The organism is Nesterenkonia ebinurensis, assembly GCF_008711175.1.
GTDB classification, from domain to species: Bacteria; Actinomycetota; Actinomycetes; order Actinomycetales; family Micrococcaceae; genus Nesterenkonia; species Nesterenkonia ebinurensis.
On record NZ_VWNF01000001.1, the window covers coordinates 73,349 to 90,031 of the forward strand.

A 16,683-nucleotide genomic window follows, 5' to 3' on the forward strand; every position below is an offset into this window, starting at 1 on the left:
CACGTCAGCTCAGCCGATTGGACGTGACGAGCCAGCCTGCCGCGAAGCGACTCCCATCACCGCAGCACAAAGCAACAATGCACCTGTCGCCACCGCCCAGCCTGCTGTGACATGGAGCAGCCAACCGATAACCACGGGACCCAGAGCTGCCAAACTGTAGCCCACGCACTGGACCATGCCCGAGAGATGCCGTCCATAGTCAGCGCTGACCGGTCGAATGGCAATCAGCGTGATACCCAGGCCTATCCCCGCTCCTTGGACCCATCCGCCTATAAACATCCACAAGGGCCACCCCTGAGGCACCAAGAACAGCCCCAGGAAGAACACGAACCATCCGCCCGCTACCAGCAGACCGGCTCGATCGGCGCCGCCGAGCCACTCCAGCAGCTTGGGCACTAAGAGGGTGCCCCCAATACCAAGTATGTGAAATCCAGACAGTGCACTCCCAGCTGTAGACTCACTGACCCCGCTCATCTCCACCAGCTGTTGAGGCGACCATGTGCTCGCGGTATAGAACAACAGGGCCTGCATGCCGAAGAAGATCGCCAGCCACCAAGCTGCTCCTTGTCGCCAAACATGACCCCAGGAGCGGGCTGCAGCAATGGGCACAGTCCTCGAATCTTCAGGTAGTTCAGAGCTTCGATCCTGTACGTTTCGCCAGTGCACCAGCCAAGCGATGAGTGCCGCGGCGACGATCAAACATGGAAGCGTCGACGACCACCTCCATCCCACCAGTAGTGCAAGCGGAACGGCGATCGCCGCAACGAGTCCTTGGCCCAGCCCATATGCACTCACAGAGGCAGCCATGATCTTCGGAATATGGGGCCCTCCATCGCGTCTCACCACCACCGGCAACAAGACATTGCCGATAGTGATGGCGATCCCGACTACTGCAGTCATCATGAGAAAACCGCTGCCGCCGATCCATGGTCTGACCAGAATCGCTGCGCCCAACAGGACCAGCGCAAGACAGATGCTCCGATTGACGCCGACGCGTCGAGCCACTACCGCCACGAAGGGAGAGATCACTGCGAAGGCCATCAGCGGAACTGACGTCACCAAGCCCGCCACGGCAGGACTGAAGTCAAAGTCGGCGGATATTCGTGACAGCAGTGGCGGGATCCCAACGATAGGCCCGCGAAGCGTCAGCCCAATCAGGACGACAGCGACAATCAGGCTCACCTGAAAGCTGCGCGGGCCCCAGCTTCCTCGCGTCACCACAGCTCAGCCAAACGACACATCATGGAGCAGCTCCGATCCCTGTCGAGACCAGGCGCCTACGAGGTGGACACGCTCGCGCCGCTCTCCGCTTCAGCGTCTGGGCGGAACCCTCGCTTTGCCTCCTGAACCAAGTCATAGACATGCGCCCTCAGGCGACCAAACTCCGGATCATTACGCGTGGTCAGCTGGTCCCGCTGGTCAGGAAAATCTACTTTGACGTCCTCCAAGATGACGGTCGGGCGACCCGAGAGTACGAGAACTCGCTGCCCAAGGTAGATCGACTCATCAATGTCATGGGTGACAAACAGCAGCGTGATACCCAATCGCTCCCAGAGGTCACGCACCAAATCCTCCAGATCAGCTCGAGTCTGCGCATCCACTGCTGCGAAGGGCTCGTCCATGAGCAAGATATGCGGCTCATAGGCTACGGCCCGTGCAATCGCGACACGCTGCTGCATTCCGCCAGAAAGCTGCCAAGGGTAAGAGTTCGGCACATCGGCTAGTCCGACGGCCTCCAGCGACTGCTCCACCAACTGACGGCGAGTCTTACGGTCCAAGCCCTTCTCCTTGAGCGGCAACTCGACATTCTGAGACACCGTCAGCCAGGGAAAGAGTGAACGTGCATACTCCTGAAACACCACCGCCATGCCTCTTGCTGGACCCACGACCTCTTCACCCTCCAGGGTCACCCGCCCTGCGGTGGGCTCCAAGAGACCAGAGATGCAGCGCAGCAGCGTCGTCTTTCCAGCGCCGGAGGGGCCCACGATGCAGACAATCTCTCCAGCCCGTGCTTCGAAAGTGAGGTCGCGTATGGCCTCTGTGTCGCCTGCCGCAGACCGGTAGATCTTCTGCAGCCCTTCGACCTCGAGCATGGGCGCTCCTGTTTGCGGACGGTTTTCGGCAGTAGTCATCACTATCCTCCTCGTTGAGACTGGCGCTGACCTCGGTACCAGTGCAGTATGGGGTTTTCAATAAGGCGGAATACTATAGACAGGCCAACGCCTAACAGTCCCAGCAGGATAATGCCCGTCCACATCTCCGGAAGGGCAAATGAACGCTGGAATTGCACAATACTGAAGCCCAGGCCGTTGTGCGCCGCGAACATCTCCGAAATCACCATCAGGATAATGGCGATCGAAAGCGACTGACGAGCACCGGTCATGATCTGCGGCGATGACGCTCGCAGCACGAGTGTCCTCAGCTGGGTCACTGACCCCAGGCCATATGTGCGAGCCGTGTCGCGCAGGACTTCATCGACCCCGCGGACCCCTTCTACGGTGTTCAGCAGAATCGGCCATACCGCACCGGTAGCAATCACCACAATTTTCATGGCGTCACCGATGCCGAAGAAGAGCATCAGGATCGGGACCAGTACCGGCGGCGGGATAGCGCGCAGAAACTCAAGAACGGGTTCGCTGAAGGATCTCAGTGTTGCGGAGAGTCCGATAGCGATACCGAGCGAGATTCCAACGAAGAGGGCTACGCCGTAGCCGGCCAACAGTCGCCCCAAGGAGGGAAACACATCGGCGGTGATCCGCCCTTCGAACCAGGTGGGGGCAAAAGTGGCAACAATGTCGCTCAGTGCCGGATAGAAGAAGCTGTCGGCCCGCTCTGAGCTGATCCACCAGATCACGACGAGAAAAGCAGGGAGACCAAATATGAGCAGCAGTCGGCGGAACAGCGGATACCGACGAATCGAATGGAAGCGCTGTCGAGCGCCTGCTTGTGGGGCAGCGGTCGTCATGATGCAGTCTCCCGTCGAATCGAAGCGTGCCAGTGCAGGACTCGTCGTTCAATCTGCCTGGCTCCGAGATTGACCAATACGCCCAAGACCCCCGTCACAATCACCAATGCGTACATTGAAGCAACCTGACCCGACTCCTGGGCAATCGCCAGTAGGCGCCCCAGCCCGGGGGTGCCGATGATCAACTCGCCTGTGATGGTCAGAATCAGCGCCACGGTCGCGCCAAGTCGGAAACCGGTCATCACGTAGGGAAGCGTTGTTGGCCACACCAGTCGCAGCCCGACTGTCAGGAAGCGGAACTTATAGACTCTGGACGTGTCGCGAGCCACGGGGTCCACATCCTGGACCCCATAGAGGACTTGGACCAGAACTTGCCAGAACGTGGCGTAGACGACCAGCAGCAGGGTGCCAGGTCTACCAGTGCCCAGGAGTAAGACTGCAAGCGGGATAAGGGCCACAGATGGGATCGGCCGCAGAAACTCGATCGTCGAGGCAGTGGCGTCACGCAGGACTCCGACCGAGCCGATAATCATTCCCAGTAAGATGCCGGAAATCAGTGCGATCGATAGGCCCACTGCCCAGGTGACCAAAGTGTTCCCAAGCGCTTCCCAGAAGACACTTGTCTGCACACGCTCGCTCAGGGCAACTGCCATCTCAGAGAATGGTGGCAGGAAACGCCTGTCAACTATCCCTACTCGGGGAAGAGCTTCCAGCACAGCCAGCGCTGTGACGATTCCCGCTAGGCCCAGAATCGTCCGGTTGACACTAAAGTTACGAGCCCTCTTCTGCTTCGCCGAAGACTGCCGTGCTGGGGGTGCTGTCGTGGGGACAGCTGTAGCCATAAATGACCCTCTCTGCTGCTTACCGCTGATGGTCAGTTGATGAGGTCGGCAACATCCAGCTCTTCATCGATGAGGCCCTGCTCAAACGAGAGGTCTGCAAGGCGCTGCACGGCCTCCGTATTGAACTCCGAGGGGAAGCGGGGCATGATCATCTGCTCCTGGATCTCATCGTCAATTTCTGTATAAGTACTCAGAATCTCACGAGCGGCATCTGGGTTGCTTTCGGCGTAGTCCAGGGATTCCGTCATGGCATCGGCAAACGCTTCAACGACCTCGGGCTCCTGCTCAACGTTCTGCTGGGTAGTGAAGAACGCAGCGATCAGCAGATCGGGGTCCGCCTCAGCGAAGTTATACCCCACTACCTCGGCCCCTTGGTTCTCCGCAATACTCTTGTACGGCTCAAGGATCCACGCAGCGTCCACCTGCTCCGATGCCACCGCAGCGGGCATATCTGGGAAGCCCATCTCGACGAACGTGATATCGGATGGATCACCTCCATCCTGAGCCACCATGTCACTGATGGTCACATCCCCGATGTTGTTGAGCGTATTGACGGCCACGGTGTTGCCCGGCAGATCTGCTGGGCTTGATATATCGGAGCCCTCTGGAGCGAGAACTGCACCGATGTCCGATGAGGTATCCCCTGTGGTCGCGGCTGCCGGGGTCAGCATCGTGAGCGGCAGTCCTTGGTCTACTGCAATGTAGAGCGACACGGTGTTGGAGAAGCCGAAATCATAGTCTCCACTCACAACGGCTGGAACGATAGCGGCTCCGCCCTGGGCGACCTCAAGGGTGACATCAAGGCCATGCTCCTCGAAGATGCCTTCCTCGACACCAAGCCAAATAGCTGCAGTGTCAACGATAGGCATCACACCTACCGTCACTTCGGTCAGCTCACCGCCATCCGCCAAGTCTTCATCATTAGAAGCCTCCTCAGTGTCCCCATTTCCCCCGCAGGCGGAGGCGAGCAGAAGCGCAGCTGCAGCTCCCGAAGCAATAGTCTGACGTCGCATTGTGGGCTCCTTTGGATAGACCGGATACGAGTGTCAATGAGCAGCCCCATTAGCGCTACTCTGTGCGAACATTAGTTCGCTACCAGAACACTCTATACTGTGTCCTCGGTCACGTCAAGCCCTTTCGATAAGGAGGATTCCCGAGTACTATGTTCTTATGGCGAACTATCGTTCGCTTCCCGCACGCAAGGATATGATCCACTGCTAGTTCTCAATAGGGAGTAATCGGAGTGCACGAGGTTTACGTCTATGACGCCGTCCGAACGAGTTTCGGAAAACTGGGCGGCGCCCTGTCAGGAATCCGTCCAGACGACCTGGCAAAGATCGTCATCTCGGCGACCGTGGAACGGGTCCTAGAGTTGGATCCGACAGAAGTCGATGAGGTCGTTTTTGGCAACGCGAACGGCGCCGGCGAGGAGAACCGGAACGTTGCTCGAATGGCATGGCTGCTCGCCGGCGGCCCCGTGTCAGTGCCGGGAACAACTGTCAACAGGCTCTGTGGCTCTTCTCTGGACGCCACGATCATGGCGGCACGGCAGATTGCGATCGGCGACGCTGAGGTGATGCTTGTCGGCGGAGTTGAGTCGATGTCGCGGGCCCCCTGGGTGCTTCCCAAGACGGAGCGGCCGTTTCCGATGCAGAATCTGGAACTGGTCAACACGACGTTGGGTTGGCGACTGATCAATCCCGAGATGCATACTCCGTGGACCGTTTCGCTGGGCGAAGCGACTGAGCAGTTACGCGAGAAGTACGGCATCAACAGGGAGCGACAGGACGAGTTTGCTGCGCAGTCCCATGCAAAGGCCGCCTCCGCATGGACAGCAGGACGCTATGAAGACTTGGTAGTCACAGTTCCCGGCGCTGATCTTGATCGAGATGAGACGATCCGTGAGGAGGTCACCGTTGAGCGACTCAGTGCACTCAAGCCAGTATTTCGCCGCGAGAACGGCACAGTCACGGCAGGAAACTCCTCGCCCATGAATGACGGCGCATCGGCTGCCCTTCTCGGGTCAGCAGCGGCATCAACGAAGCTGGGGCGCAGTCCCACTGCCCGTATCGCGGGCTGGGCGGCGGCGGCCAATGAGCCTCAGGACTTCGGCTATGCACCTGTCGAGGCGACCAATCGAGCACTGGCCAAGGCAGGCATCCAGTGGTCGGACATCCAGGCAGTGGAGCTGAACGAAGCGTTTGCGGCTCAAGCCTTAGCCTGCCTGGACGCCTGGAAAGTTGACCCACATATCGTCAATTCCTGGGGTGGAGCTGTGGCTCTGGGACATCCACTCGGAGCCTCAGGGACTCGATTGCTCGGCACCCTGGCGGCCAGGCTGCGCAGCGAAGGACTCCGCTGGGGTGTCGCCTCCCTGTGTATCGGCGTTGGTCAGGGTTTGGCAATCGTGCTGGAGAACGTAGCTACAGAGAGGAAGCAATGACTCACATCGTCTCCACGGCAGAAGAAGCGGTGTCTTCTATTCGCGACGGCTGCACGATCCTCATGGGCGGATTTGGAAATGCTGGCCAACCGTTCGAGCTCATCGACGCACTCATAGACACTGGAGCGGAGAGTCTTACCATAGTCAGCAATAACGCGGGGCAAGGAGATGCCGGTCTGGCTCTGCTGGTCAAAGAGCGGCGAGTTCGTAGAATCATCTGCTCCTTTCCTCGACAGAAGGACTCCTGGCATTTCGACGCCGCCTACCGGGCTGGCGAGATCGAGTTGGAACTTGTTCCACAGGGAAATTTGGCCGAAAGACTGCGTGCAGCCGGTGCCGGAATCGGCGCCTTCTATACACCTACCGGATACGGAACTGAACTTGCCCGGGGGAAAGAGACCCGAACCATCGAGGGAAAGAACTACGTGCTGGAGTACCCGCTTCATGGTGACTTCGCCCTGATCAAGGCACTTCATGCCGACGAAGTCGGCAATCTTCAGTACCGCAAGACAGCACGAAACTTTGGTCCGATCATGGCAGCGGCAGCGAGCACCACGATCGTTCAAGTCGCAGATGTTCTGTCTGTCGGTGCTATCGACCCTGAGCATGTCGTCACTCCCGGGATCTATGTCGATACCGTCGTGGCGCTGCCCGGCCCCCCCTCGACAACCGGAAATCACCGAACGGAGGCACCCCATGAATAAACCACTGACGCGTGACGAGCTGGCCAAGAAGGTCGCCGCTGACATTTCTCCGGGCTCCTATGTGAACCTCGGAATCGGCCAGCCGACAAAAGTTGCGGACTACCTTCGACCAGAGCAGAACATCACTCTGCACACTGAGAACGGCATGCTGGGCATGGGACCTGAAGCCCAAGATTCCCAAGTCGACGAGGATCTCATCAACGCAGGAAAGATTCCCGTCACAGAGACACCTGGAGCCAGCTACTTCCATCACGCGGATTCCTTCGCCATGATGCGAGGCGGCCACCTGGACGTCTGCGTCTTAGGAGCGTTCCAGGTCTCCGCCAGGGGCGACCTGGCCAACTGGTCCACTGGATCCCCTGACTCGATCCCTGCCGTGGGCGGAGCGATGGATCTTGCCGTTGGAGCCAAGGCCGTTTTCGTGATGATGTCTCTCTTCGCCAAGGATGGCACCGCGAAAATCGTTCCTGACTTGACCTATCCAGTTACTGGCCTGGGCTGTGTCACCAGAATCTATACCGATCACGGTGTGTTTCTGCTCAGCGGCAGCGGGGCGAGTTCCACTTTGATCCTCCATGAAGCTTTCGGACTGCCCGCCGAGGAGATCGCGGCTCGCCTCGACGTCGAAGTCCAACTCGACCATAAGCTGGGCTCTTCAGCTGAGGCTCACTTCCAGTCACCAGTCCAGCCGGTGTAGCAGTCGGCGAAGAATGCTCGACCGTACCGTGAGCCAGTGATGGCATCAAACTCTCCACGTCGTCTGCGTTGGGCGAATGCGTCGTCCCCCGGCTCACGATGCAGCAGATTGGTGGCCCAGTAGGAGAAGTTCTGCGCCTTCCACACGCGATCCAAAGCTGTACGGGAGTAGCGAAGCAGCGGCTCTTCCAGCGCCGTTGCGCCGCCTCCGGGCGCTGCCCCCCGGAGGCGGCCAAGGAATTCAGCAATCTCTGGCACCAGCGCGCGGACATCGGAGAATGCCAAGTTCAGGCCTTTAGCACCAGTCGGGGGGACCGTGTGCCCCGCATCCCCTGCGAGCACCAGTCGCCCAAAGGTCAACGGATCGCAGACGTAGGATCGAAATGGCAGCACGGTCCGCTCAATAATCGGCCCCCGCTTCAGGCGCACGTCCCCGTTCTCACCGAGCACCCGTTGGATATGGTCGAATATCTCCTCGTCGGTCCACTCCTCCGGATCGGTGTCAGGATCGCACTGAAAGTACATCCGCTGCACACGCTCATTACGTTGCGAAATCAGTGCGAAGCCAACATCAGAATTGGCATAGATCAGTTCAGCAGCCGTGGGCGGGGCCTCACAGAGAATGCCGAACCAGGCATACGGATACGAGGTGAAGTAGTCAGTGCGCACACTCTCCGGGATCAATCGGCGGCATGAGGAACGAGAGCCGTCAGCTCCAATGATCAACTCAGCTTCGATAGTCCGCTGATCCTCAGCACTATCGTGAAATGTAATACTCGGATGCGTGGAGTCGACGCCATGCACCTCGACATGGTCGGCGGACCAGAAGATTGCTCCCCCTTCGCGCTGCCAGGCTGTAGCGAGGTCAAGAAACACCTCATTCTGAGGGTAGAGCCACACAGACCGCCCGACGAGGTCCTGGAAGTCAATTCTTTGCCGCTGGCCATTGAAGCTCAACACAGTACCGCGATGTTCATGACCGTGCGTCAGTACGCGGGAATCGATCTCTGACTGCACCAGCATCTCAACTGTTCCGGCTTCCAAAATTCCCGCCCGGTGAGTGCGGTAGATCTGGTCTTCGCTGCGTCGCTCGACGACGGCTGCATTGATCCCCCGGCGTTTCAGCAACAGCGCCGCCATCAGCCCCGCCGGCCCACCGCCTACAATGCCAACGTCGACGCGAATTGATTCCTGAGCCATGGGTCTCCTTTGCTGACGGGAGGCTGAAGCGATGGTGCTTTCTTACATCTTCTCGAGAAAATGTTGCTTACGCCACAGAGTTCTCATTCAATGAGATGATTGTCGCGCGCGGCCTTCATGACTGCCCGTCCGATACTTCGCGCAGCGAGTTGCAGCAGTTGGACCGAGGACGCGTTTCCGCGAACCTCCCCCTGGTCTTCTCTGACGATGCCGAGTCCAGCTATCACCTTTCCGTCGGATCGATGAATGGGAACGGCAACCCCGGTGATATCCGGCTCAAGAGCTCCCGTCTGCAGGCAGTAGCCCATCCGCCTGACCTGCTCCAGTCGCTGCTCGTCCGGCACGGTCCCATGTTCCGAGTTCAAACCCGCACTCGAGCGTGATCGATAGCCGCGCCGAAACGCCTCCGGTGCATGAGCAAGAAGGACAGTTCCGGTTGACGACAGATGAAGTGGCAGGCGCCCCGCGATTGAGCCGTGGATCGTCGGCGCACCTCGCGCAGAGAGTCGATCAATGAACAGGACTTCATCGCCGTCGATCTTGCCAAGCTGAATATGCTGGCCGATCACGGCATGGGCATCAGCCAGGTATGGACGCGCCAGCACTGCCAATTTCATCGTGGGCGCCGACCGGTTAGCAATCTCCCAGAGCCGTGTCCCCACGGCGAAACCACCAGACAGCTGCTCCAGCCAACCCGTTGCAGCGAGGTCGTGACAGAGCCTGTGTGTCGTTGCAGGAGGCAATCCCGTGCGGCGGGAAACTTCTGCGACACTGAGTTGGACATCGGCACCTGAGAACACTGAAAGCACCCGATCCAGCCGGGTCAACACCGATTCACCACTGGGCGAGTTCGCCATAGCTGGGAAGTATAGGCGAGCGGACTACTCTTCAGCAGGTAGGCTCATGCCCATGTCCGATCACGTGCCATCTGCGTCCACCACCTCCTTATCCCGCAAAGTTCCAGGCAAGGAAGACTTCGTACGATCGCTAGCCAGCGGGCTCAAGGTCTTAGAGTGCTTTTCGGATGCAGAGGCCGCCATGACCTTGTCGGAGGTCGCTCGACGCACCGGACTTTCCAGGGCAACAGCCCGACGAATGCTGCACACCCTGATACACCTCGGATATGCCAGCACTGATGGGCGTGACTTTACGCTGACCCCCAAAGTGCTCAGCCTAGGACTTGGCTTCTGGTCAGGGAACAGCCTCAAGGACCTCCTGCAGCCGGCCCTGCATGACCTTGCTGCTGAACTCAATGAGTCGTGCTCTGCGTCCATCCTGGTCGGCGATGAGATCGTCTATATCGCCCGGGTTCATACGCGGCGAATTATGCGAATGGACCTCGACGTCGGCACCCGGCTGCCGGCATTTGCCACCTCAATGGGACGAGTTCTGCTTTCCGATGTCGATCAGACATCTCTTTACCGACTCCTGGAGGGCGCCGAGCGCCCGCAGTTCACCCCCGCAACGATCACTGAGGTAGAGGAACTCGTCAAGGTGATCACTCGTGGACGCAACGATGGCTATGTCATGGTCGACCAGGAACTTGAGGCAGGGCTGCGCTCCGTCGCCGTCCCAGTGAAGCATCCGGATCGGGGAGTGACCACCGCCATCAACGTCTCAGTCTCAGCCGGCCTTGAGCCAGCAGGCGAGTCGCTGAAGCGCGTACTGCCCAGCCTGAAACGCTGTGCCGAGACAGCGGCCCAAGCTCTCCAAGCATGGGAGCGAGGAAGAGGTCGCAGAGCCTGAGGCCTTGACGTGATCTAACTCACAGCATAAGGTGTTCTTTTAGCGAACAATTGTTCGCTACTGACCCAATTCGCCCAATGGCTTCCATCTCAACAATGCTTGCCCTGCACACAGGGCCGGGGGGTCAGTTGCACTCTGAGGTAGCGGAGCCAATTCCCATTTGAGGAGTCACTGTGCGCCAAAGTCGAAGAACCCGTCCTACACAGCCTGCCTTTTTGGCACGATTACCCCGCCTCCTTGGAACACTCTTTGCCCTGCTTGGCATTCTCTCTTTGGCAGCCCCTTCCCAGGCTGCGGATCAGGTTGATCCCGAGCCTGAGGTCGAAACCATCACGGACCTCGCCTACACAGATCCGGTACCGGCCGAGACTCAGGGCAATCTGCTCGACCTGTACCTGCCAGTGTCAGAAGACGAGGCTCCCCTGCCCCTGATCATCTGGACATCCGGATCCGCCTGGATGGGTGACACTGGCAAAGAAGGTGCCGGGAACATCGCCGAGGAGTTCACCTCTCGAGGGTTCGCTGTTGCTGGCGTGAGCGTCCGCTCGAGCAGCCAGGTGCAGTTCCCCGGCCAGCTCCACGACATCCGAGCAAGCATCAGATGGTTAAGAGCTAATGCTGACGAGTACAATATCGACCCCGACCGCATCGCCATTATGGGTGACTCATCCGGTGGTTGGGTCGCAGCGATAGCCGCAACCACCAGCAGTATTGACCAGTTGGGCGACGAGCCCGATACCGAGGGCGTCTCCAGCGCTGTGCAGGCTTCAGTCCCCTTCTTCCCACCTGTGGACCTTCTGCTGCTGGATGAGCAGACCGCCGAACAGCATGAGGCGTATGATCTGCCCTTTGACCCCTTCATTGTGCATGACGACCCCCAGTCCCCGGAATCAATGCTGATTGGCTGCCCGATTCAGGAATGTCCAGAGGAGACTGAGCGAGCTAATCCAGTCGCCTACGTCGATGGCACTGAACCACCCATCCATGTGTTCCATGGCACGCACGATCCACTGCTGCCCCCCGGTTCATCAGAAACTCTGTTCAACGCTCTGGTCAACGTCGGCAGCAGCGCAACTTACACTCTGGTTGAAGAGGCCGGCCACTCCGTCGTGGAGATCATCGGTGCTGAAAACTACACCGTCTATCAGCCCAACCCGAGCGGCGAACTAGTCACCGGCCAGGATCCGGCACCTACCTGGGACAATATCGAGCAGTTCCTGTGGGATTCATTGGGCACCACTGAGCCGGGAGAACCGGACCCCAGCCCAACAGAGACTCCGTCACCGACACCCACTGAGCCGACTGAGGAGCCCAGCCCGACAGAGTCGCCAGCCCCAACCGAGGAACCTAGTGAGACTGAGACCCCCGCTCCCACTGAGGAACCTTCGCCGACGCCGTCTGAGAGCCCGTCTGAAACTGAAGAGCCTACTGAAACGAGCTCCCCGGACCCCAGTGCCGTGGAGGACCCCAGCAAAACTCCGGCAGAAGGCAGCGATCAGGAGTCAGACCTGGCCGCCACCGGCGCGCAAACTGCAGCACTGGTGACAGGCAGCGCCCTGTTGATCCTGATCGGTGTGGTGACACTCATATGGTTCCGCAAACACAAGGTGTGATCTAACCGCCTCCAAGTTCTGAGTTGGCGGCTGACTTCAGCTGCCTGTATCAGCCGCCAACTCAGAAAACACCACCGAGGTGATCTCCAGCTCCTTGGCGGCCTCCCATTCGCTGACCAGCTCCAGGGCCTGGGCCTTGGTGGCGGCCCGCAGGTCGGAGAGTGCGGACTCGATGTAGCCCAGCTGGTCCTTCGGCCCGGTGATCCGTGCCGAGAGGATCTCAGTACGCTGCTTGACCTTGGCCTCGGCCTTGGCTCGGCGCAGTCCGGTCAGCGCCTCCGAGACCGTGTCCAGCACCGCAGGTGCTCCGGCCACCGCGTCCAGATCGGCAGCCTTGGGCCAGGCGGCCGCGTGCACGGAGCCTTCCCGCCACCAGCGCCAGACCTCATCGGTGGCAAACGGCAGCACCGGGGCGAAGAGCCGCAGCAGTTTGTCAAGCACAGTGGCCAGGGTGGCCCGCACTGAGGCCTGGGCGGCCTCGCCCTGCGAACCGTAGGCGCGGTCCTTGACCAGCTCCACATAGTCGTCAGTGAAGGCCCAGAAGAAACTCTCGGTGATGTCCAGGGCCCGGGCGTAGTCGTAGCTCTCGAACTGCTCGGTAGCCTGCTCGATCACAGTGCGCAGCTTAGCCAGCAGGGCACGGTCCAGAGGTTCGGTGATCACTGCCGCGGCGGCGTCGTCATCTCCTGAAACGACATGCGCCTCAGTGACACCCATTCCGAAGGCGAACTTCGAGGCGTTCAGCAGCTTGATCGCCAGGCGCCGGCCGATCTTCATCTGGCCGATCTCATAGGCGGTGTCAGCACCCAGCTTGGCCGAGGCCGCCCAGTAGCGCACCGCATCGGCGCCGAACTGCTCCAGCGGCTCGGTGGGGACCACCACATTGCCCTTGGACTTGGACATCTTCTTCCGATTCGGATCCAGGATCCAGCCGGAGATCGCGGTGTTGGTCCACGGCACAGTGTCATGCAGGGAATTGGCCCGCACCACTGTGGAGAACAGCCAGGTGCGGATGATGTCGTGGCCCTGCGGACGCAGGTCGAAGGGGAAGACCTTGTTGAACAGTTCGTTGTCCTGCTCCCATTTTCCTGCGATCTGCGGTGTCAGCGAGGAAGTGGCCCAGGTGTCGAGCACATCGGGCTCACCGATGAACCCTCCCGGTGCACCGCGCTGGGACTCATCGAAACCGGGTGCGGTCTGGGAGGCCGGGTCCACCGGGAGCTGGTCCTCGGTGGGCAGGATCGGGTGATCGTAGTCGGGCTCACCTGTCTCATCCACCGGATACCAGACGGGAATCGGCACGCCGAAGAACCGCTGCCGGGAGATCAGCCAGTCGCCGTTGAGGCCCTCCACCCAGTTCTCGTAGCGGGAACGCATGAATCCAGGATGCCAGTCGATCTTTCGGCCACGTTCGATCAGCTGCTGGCGGCGCTCGGCGTCACGGCCACCGTTGCGGATGTACCACTGCCGGGAGGTCACCACCTCCAGGGGCTTATCGCCCTTCTCGTAGAAGTGCACCGCATGGGTGATCTTTTCCGGCTCGGTGCGCAGCAGCCCAGCCTCTTCCAGCATGGCCACCACAGCTTCTTTGGCCGAGTGCACCGTCTTGCCGGCCAGCTGCTGATAGTTGGCCCGGCCCTGCTCACTGGTGATCCAGTCCGGTGCCTCAGCGGCGAACCGGCCGTCGCGGCCGATCAGTGCCCGGGTGGGCAGCTGCAGCTCCCGCCACCAGGTCACATCGGTCATATCGCCGAAGGTGCAGATCATCGCGATGCCGGAGCCCTTCTCCGGGTCGGCCAGCGGGTGCGCCTTGACCGGCAGCTGCACCCCGAACAGCGGTGAGGTCACGGTCTGGCCGAACAGCGGCTTATAGCGCTCATCCTCCGGGTGGGCCACCAGCGCCACGCAGGAGGGCAGCAGCTCCGGGCGTGTGGTGGCGATGACAGTCTCGTTGCCGGCCTCGTCGGTGAACGGGTACCGGTAGTAGGCACCTGGGCGCTCCTTGGCCTCCAACTCGGCCTGGGCCACCGCGGTGCGGAAGGTGATATCCCACAGGGTGGGAGCCTCGGCGGTGTAGGCGTTGCCGGAGCGCACATCACGCAGGAAGGCGCGCTGGCTGGCTGCCCGGGAGTCATCGTCAATGGTGCGGTAGGTCTGCCGCCAGTCCACCGACAGCCCCAGGGTGGTGAAGAGGTCCTCGAAGACCTTCTCATCCTCTACGGTGAGCTTCTCGCACAGCTCGATGAAGTTCTGCCGGGAGATCACATCCCAGTCGCGCTGGTTCTTGGCGGGCTTCGCCGGGGGCTGGTAGTCAGGAATATACGGCTTGCTGGGGTCGCAGCGCACCCCGTAGTAGTTCTGCACGCGCCGCTCAGTGGGCAGACCGTTGTCATCCCAGCCCAGCGGGTAGAAGACCTTCTTGCCGCGCATCCGCTTGAACCTGGCCACCACATCGGTCTGGGTGTAGGAGAACATATGCCCCACGTGCAGGGACCCCGAGGCGGTGGGCGGCGGGGTGTCGATCGAGTAGACCTCATCGCGGGAGGCAGTCTCATCGAAGTGGTAGATCCGTTCGGCCTGCCAGGCGGCGTGGAGTTTGGGCTCCAGCCCCTCCAGGGCGGGCTTCTCGGGAACTTCAGGGGTCTTGTATGCGGGCGTGTCGGTGCCCTTTATGTGGGTGGCCATGGGAACCATTCTGCCACGGCGGTGGGTGTCTCATATTCCGGAAATACAGCACATGACGAGGCGCCGGAGGCTAGTCTTGTGTGCATGGTCACCTCTTCAGCTCCACGCCGTGCTCTTGTCACTGGTGCATCCTCCGGGATTGGCGCCGCCACTGCTCTCCGCCTGACCTCCGAAGGCTGGCAGGTCTTCGCCGCAGCCCGGCGAGCCGAACGCCTGGAGTCATTGGCCGAGCAGGAGGGCATCATCCCTCTGGTCTGTGATGTCACCGACGTGGACCAGGTGGCAGCGGTGCGGGCGAGAATCACCGAGGCCGGTGGGATCGACACTCTGATCAACAACGCCGGGGGCGCCCTGGGGGTAGACACTGTTGCTGAGGGCAAGCTGGAGGACTGGCGCTGGATGTTCGAGGTCAATGTGCTGGGCACCCTGAACGTCACTCAGGCCTTTTTGCCGATGCTGCGCGCTCACGGCGAGGGCACCGTGCTGAACCTGACCTCCACCGCCGGGGTAGTCTCCTACGAAGGCGGCGGCGGGTACAACGCGGCCAAGTTCGGCGCCCATGGTATGACTGGGACCCTGCGCCTGGAGGAGGCCGAGCACAATATCCGGGTCATCGAGGTGCTGCCCGGGATGGTACGCACTGAGGAGTTCACCGCCAAGCGGCTACGCGGGGACACCGCCGCTGCGGAGAAGGTCTACACAGGAGTTGAGAAGCCGCTGACCGCCGAGGACATTGCGGAGGTGATCACCCATGCGGTGACTCTGCCCCACCATGTGAATCTGGATCAGATCGTCATCCGCCCAGTGGCCCAGGCCGCCCAGCACAAGGTCATCCGGCAGGGCTGATCACCGGCACCCCGGGCACGGGCACGGTCCTCGCGCCCGATCGTGAGACGTTGAGGGAGCCATCGGCCAATCGCAGGACGCTTTTGCTCCCTGTATGTCTCACCTCGGCCAGTTCCACAGTCGCAGATGAGACATACAGGGAGCAAAACAGGAGGTCTCGCCAGAGCTGACTCCCCTAAAGTCTCATATCACCGCGCTCAGTCGAAGGTGGGGCGCTCGGTGCGGGAGCGCTTGAGCTCGAAGAAGTAGGGGTAGCTGGCCAGAGCTACGGAGCCGTCGAAAATCTTGCCGGCCGCTTCCCCGGTGGGTACCCGGGTGATGACCGGACCGAAGAATGCGGTGCCGGCGAAGGCCACGATGGGGGTGCCCACGTCCTGGCCCACCTTGGAGATGCCCTCCTCATGGGTGGCGCGCATGGCGCCGTCGTACTTGTCGGTCTTAGCATCATCCACCAGAGATTCATCCAGGCCGATCTCGACCAGAGCGCGGCGTGAGACGGCCTCGAAGTCGCGGTGGCCGTTGACGTGGATGTCATAGCCGATGGCGGTGTAGAAATCACCCAGCTTTTCCGGGGCGGTCACAGCCACCGCAGTGGAGGTGCGGGCGGGGATCCAACGGGCCAGCACGTCCTCATCCTCGGTGGGGGCGGGATTCTTGTCCTCGTTGAGCACACCCAGGCTCATCACATTCCAGTGGACCTCGATGTCACGGACCTTCTCCACCTCCAGGATCCAACGGGAGGTCGCGTAGGCGAAGGGGCAGATGGGGTCGAACCAGAAGTCAACGCGCTCAGCCATGGGAAAAGTCCTTTCGGTCGGCAGAATCACTGTCCATCCATGCCAACCGCACAGTGAGCTGAGTCATTCCTTCCCGCCCGGGGGTGTCAGATGGCACCAGCAATGGAGACCACGTCGATATGCTCATTCCTTCCCGCTCGGGGCGG

15 protein-coding genes are annotated in these 16,683 nt (G+C 60.6%); 6 read left to right on the forward strand and 9 right to left on the reverse strand.

Annotated elements, in window-relative coordinates:
• Positions 1-9 precede the first annotated feature (9 nt).
• The 5 genes from F0311_RS00370 to F0311_RS00390 form a co-directional block, all read right to left on the reverse strand.
• Complete coding sequence (locus F0311_RS00370; RefSeq protein ID WP_150459986.1) at positions 10-1,221, reverse strand: MFS transporter; 1,212 nt, start codon at positions 1,219-1,221, stop codon at positions 10-12.
• A 56-nt stretch (positions 1,222-1,277) separates the two neighbouring features.
• Entirely contained in the window at positions 1,278-2,132 is an 855-nt protein-coding gene (locus F0311_RS00375; protein WP_223881032.1) for an ABC transporter ATP-binding protein, read from the reverse strand.
• A 2-nt stretch (positions 2,133-2,134) separates the two neighbouring features.
• Positions 2,135-2,965, reverse strand: a complete 831-nt coding sequence (locus F0311_RS00380; protein ID WP_150459987.1) for an ABC transporter permease — start codon at positions 2,963-2,965, stop codon at positions 2,135-2,137.
• The gene (locus tag F0311_RS00385; RefSeq protein WP_223881033.1) at positions 2,962-3,618 is read right to left on the reverse strand and encodes an ABC transporter permease; all 657 of its coding nucleotides are present in this window, start codon (positions 3,616-3,618) and stop codon (positions 2,962-2,964) included. Before F0311_RS00385 ends, F0311_RS00380 begins: the two co-directional genes overlap by 4 nt.
• Before the next feature lie 221 nt (positions 3,619-3,839).
• Complete coding sequence (locus tag F0311_RS00390; RefSeq protein ID WP_150459989.1) at positions 3,840-4,820, reverse strand: ABC transporter substrate-binding protein; 981 nt, start codon at positions 4,818-4,820, stop codon at positions 3,840-3,842.
• Positions 4,821-5,050: 230 nt separating this feature from the next.
• Between F0311_RS00390 and F0311_RS00395 the strand changes: the two genes are divergently transcribed.
• From F0311_RS00395 to F0311_RS00405, 3 genes are read left to right on the forward strand one after another with little or no spacing between them, the layout of a single operon-like run.
• On the forward strand, positions 5,051-6,250 hold the full coding sequence (locus F0311_RS00395) for a thiolase family protein (RefSeq protein ID WP_150459990.1): 1,200 nt from the start codon (positions 5,051-5,053) through the stop codon (positions 6,248-6,250).
• Entirely contained in the window at positions 6,247-6,954 is a 708-nt protein-coding gene (locus F0311_RS00400) for a 3-oxoacid CoA-transferase subunit A (RefSeq protein WP_150459991.1), read from the forward strand. Before F0311_RS00395 ends, F0311_RS00400 begins: the two co-directional genes overlap by 4 nt.
• The gene (locus F0311_RS00405) at positions 6,947-7,651 is read left to right on the forward strand and encodes a 3-oxoacid CoA-transferase subunit B (RefSeq protein ID WP_150459992.1); all 705 of its coding nucleotides are present in this window, start codon (positions 6,947-6,949) and stop codon (positions 7,649-7,651) included. The genes F0311_RS00400 and F0311_RS00405 overlap by 8 nt, the downstream gene beginning before the upstream one ends.
• On the opposite strand, the gene F0311_RS00410 is transcribed toward F0311_RS00405, so the two are convergent.
• Both F0311_RS00410 and F0311_RS00415 read right to left on the reverse strand, forming a co-directional pair.
• Positions 7,621-8,850: a 4-hydroxybenzoate 3-monooxygenase gene (locus F0311_RS00410; RefSeq protein ID WP_150459993.1), complete on the reverse strand. Its 1,230-nt coding sequence runs from the start codon at positions 8,848-8,850 to the stop codon at positions 7,621-7,623. The two genes, F0311_RS00405 and F0311_RS00410, sit on opposite strands and share 31 nt — an antisense overlap.
• Positions 8,851-8,933: 83 nt before the next feature.
• Positions 8,934-9,707 (reverse strand): IclR family transcriptional regulator, encoded by a 774-nt coding sequence (locus tag F0311_RS00415; RefSeq protein ID WP_150459994.1) that lies wholly within the window; start codon positions 9,705-9,707, stop codon positions 8,934-8,936.
• A gap of 52 nt (positions 9,708-9,759) precedes the next feature.
• On the opposite strand from F0311_RS00415, the gene F0311_RS00420 reads away from it, so the two are divergent.
• Together F0311_RS00420 and F0311_RS00425 are read left to right on the forward strand one after the other, a co-directional pair.
• Positions 9,760-10,596, forward strand: a complete 837-nt coding sequence (locus tag F0311_RS00420) for an IclR family transcriptional regulator domain-containing protein (RefSeq protein WP_150459995.1) — start codon at positions 9,760-9,762, stop codon at positions 10,594-10,596.
• Positions 10,597-10,868: 272 nt separating this feature from the next.
• Positions 10,869-12,209, forward strand: coding sequence for an alpha/beta hydrolase (locus tag F0311_RS00425; protein ID WP_191089663.1), 1,341 nt, complete (start codon positions 10,869-10,871; stop codon positions 12,207-12,209).
• 36 nt (positions 12,210-12,245) lie between these two features.
• Here the strand turns inward: F0311_RS00425 and valS are convergent, their stop codons facing one another.
• Entirely contained in the window at positions 12,246-14,894 is a 2,649-nt protein-coding gene (gene valS / locus F0311_RS00430) for a valine--tRNA ligase (protein WP_150459997.1), read from the reverse strand.
• 84 nt (positions 14,895-14,978) lie between these two features.
• Between valS and F0311_RS00435 the strand changes: the two genes are divergently transcribed.
• Positions 14,979-15,740 carry an SDR family oxidoreductase gene (locus F0311_RS00435; protein WP_150459998.1) on the forward strand — a complete coding sequence of 254 codons (762 nt, stop codon included), beginning with the start codon at positions 14,979-14,981 and terminating at the stop codon, positions 15,738-15,740.
• A gap of 197 nt (positions 15,741-15,937) precedes the next feature.
• Here F0311_RS00435 and F0311_RS00440 read toward each other — a convergent pair whose 3' ends face one another.
• Entirely contained in the window at positions 15,938-16,537 is a 600-nt protein-coding gene (locus F0311_RS00440; protein ID WP_150459999.1) for a mycothiol-dependent nitroreductase Rv2466c family protein, read from the reverse strand.
• Positions 16,538-16,683: the final 146 nt, after the last annotated feature.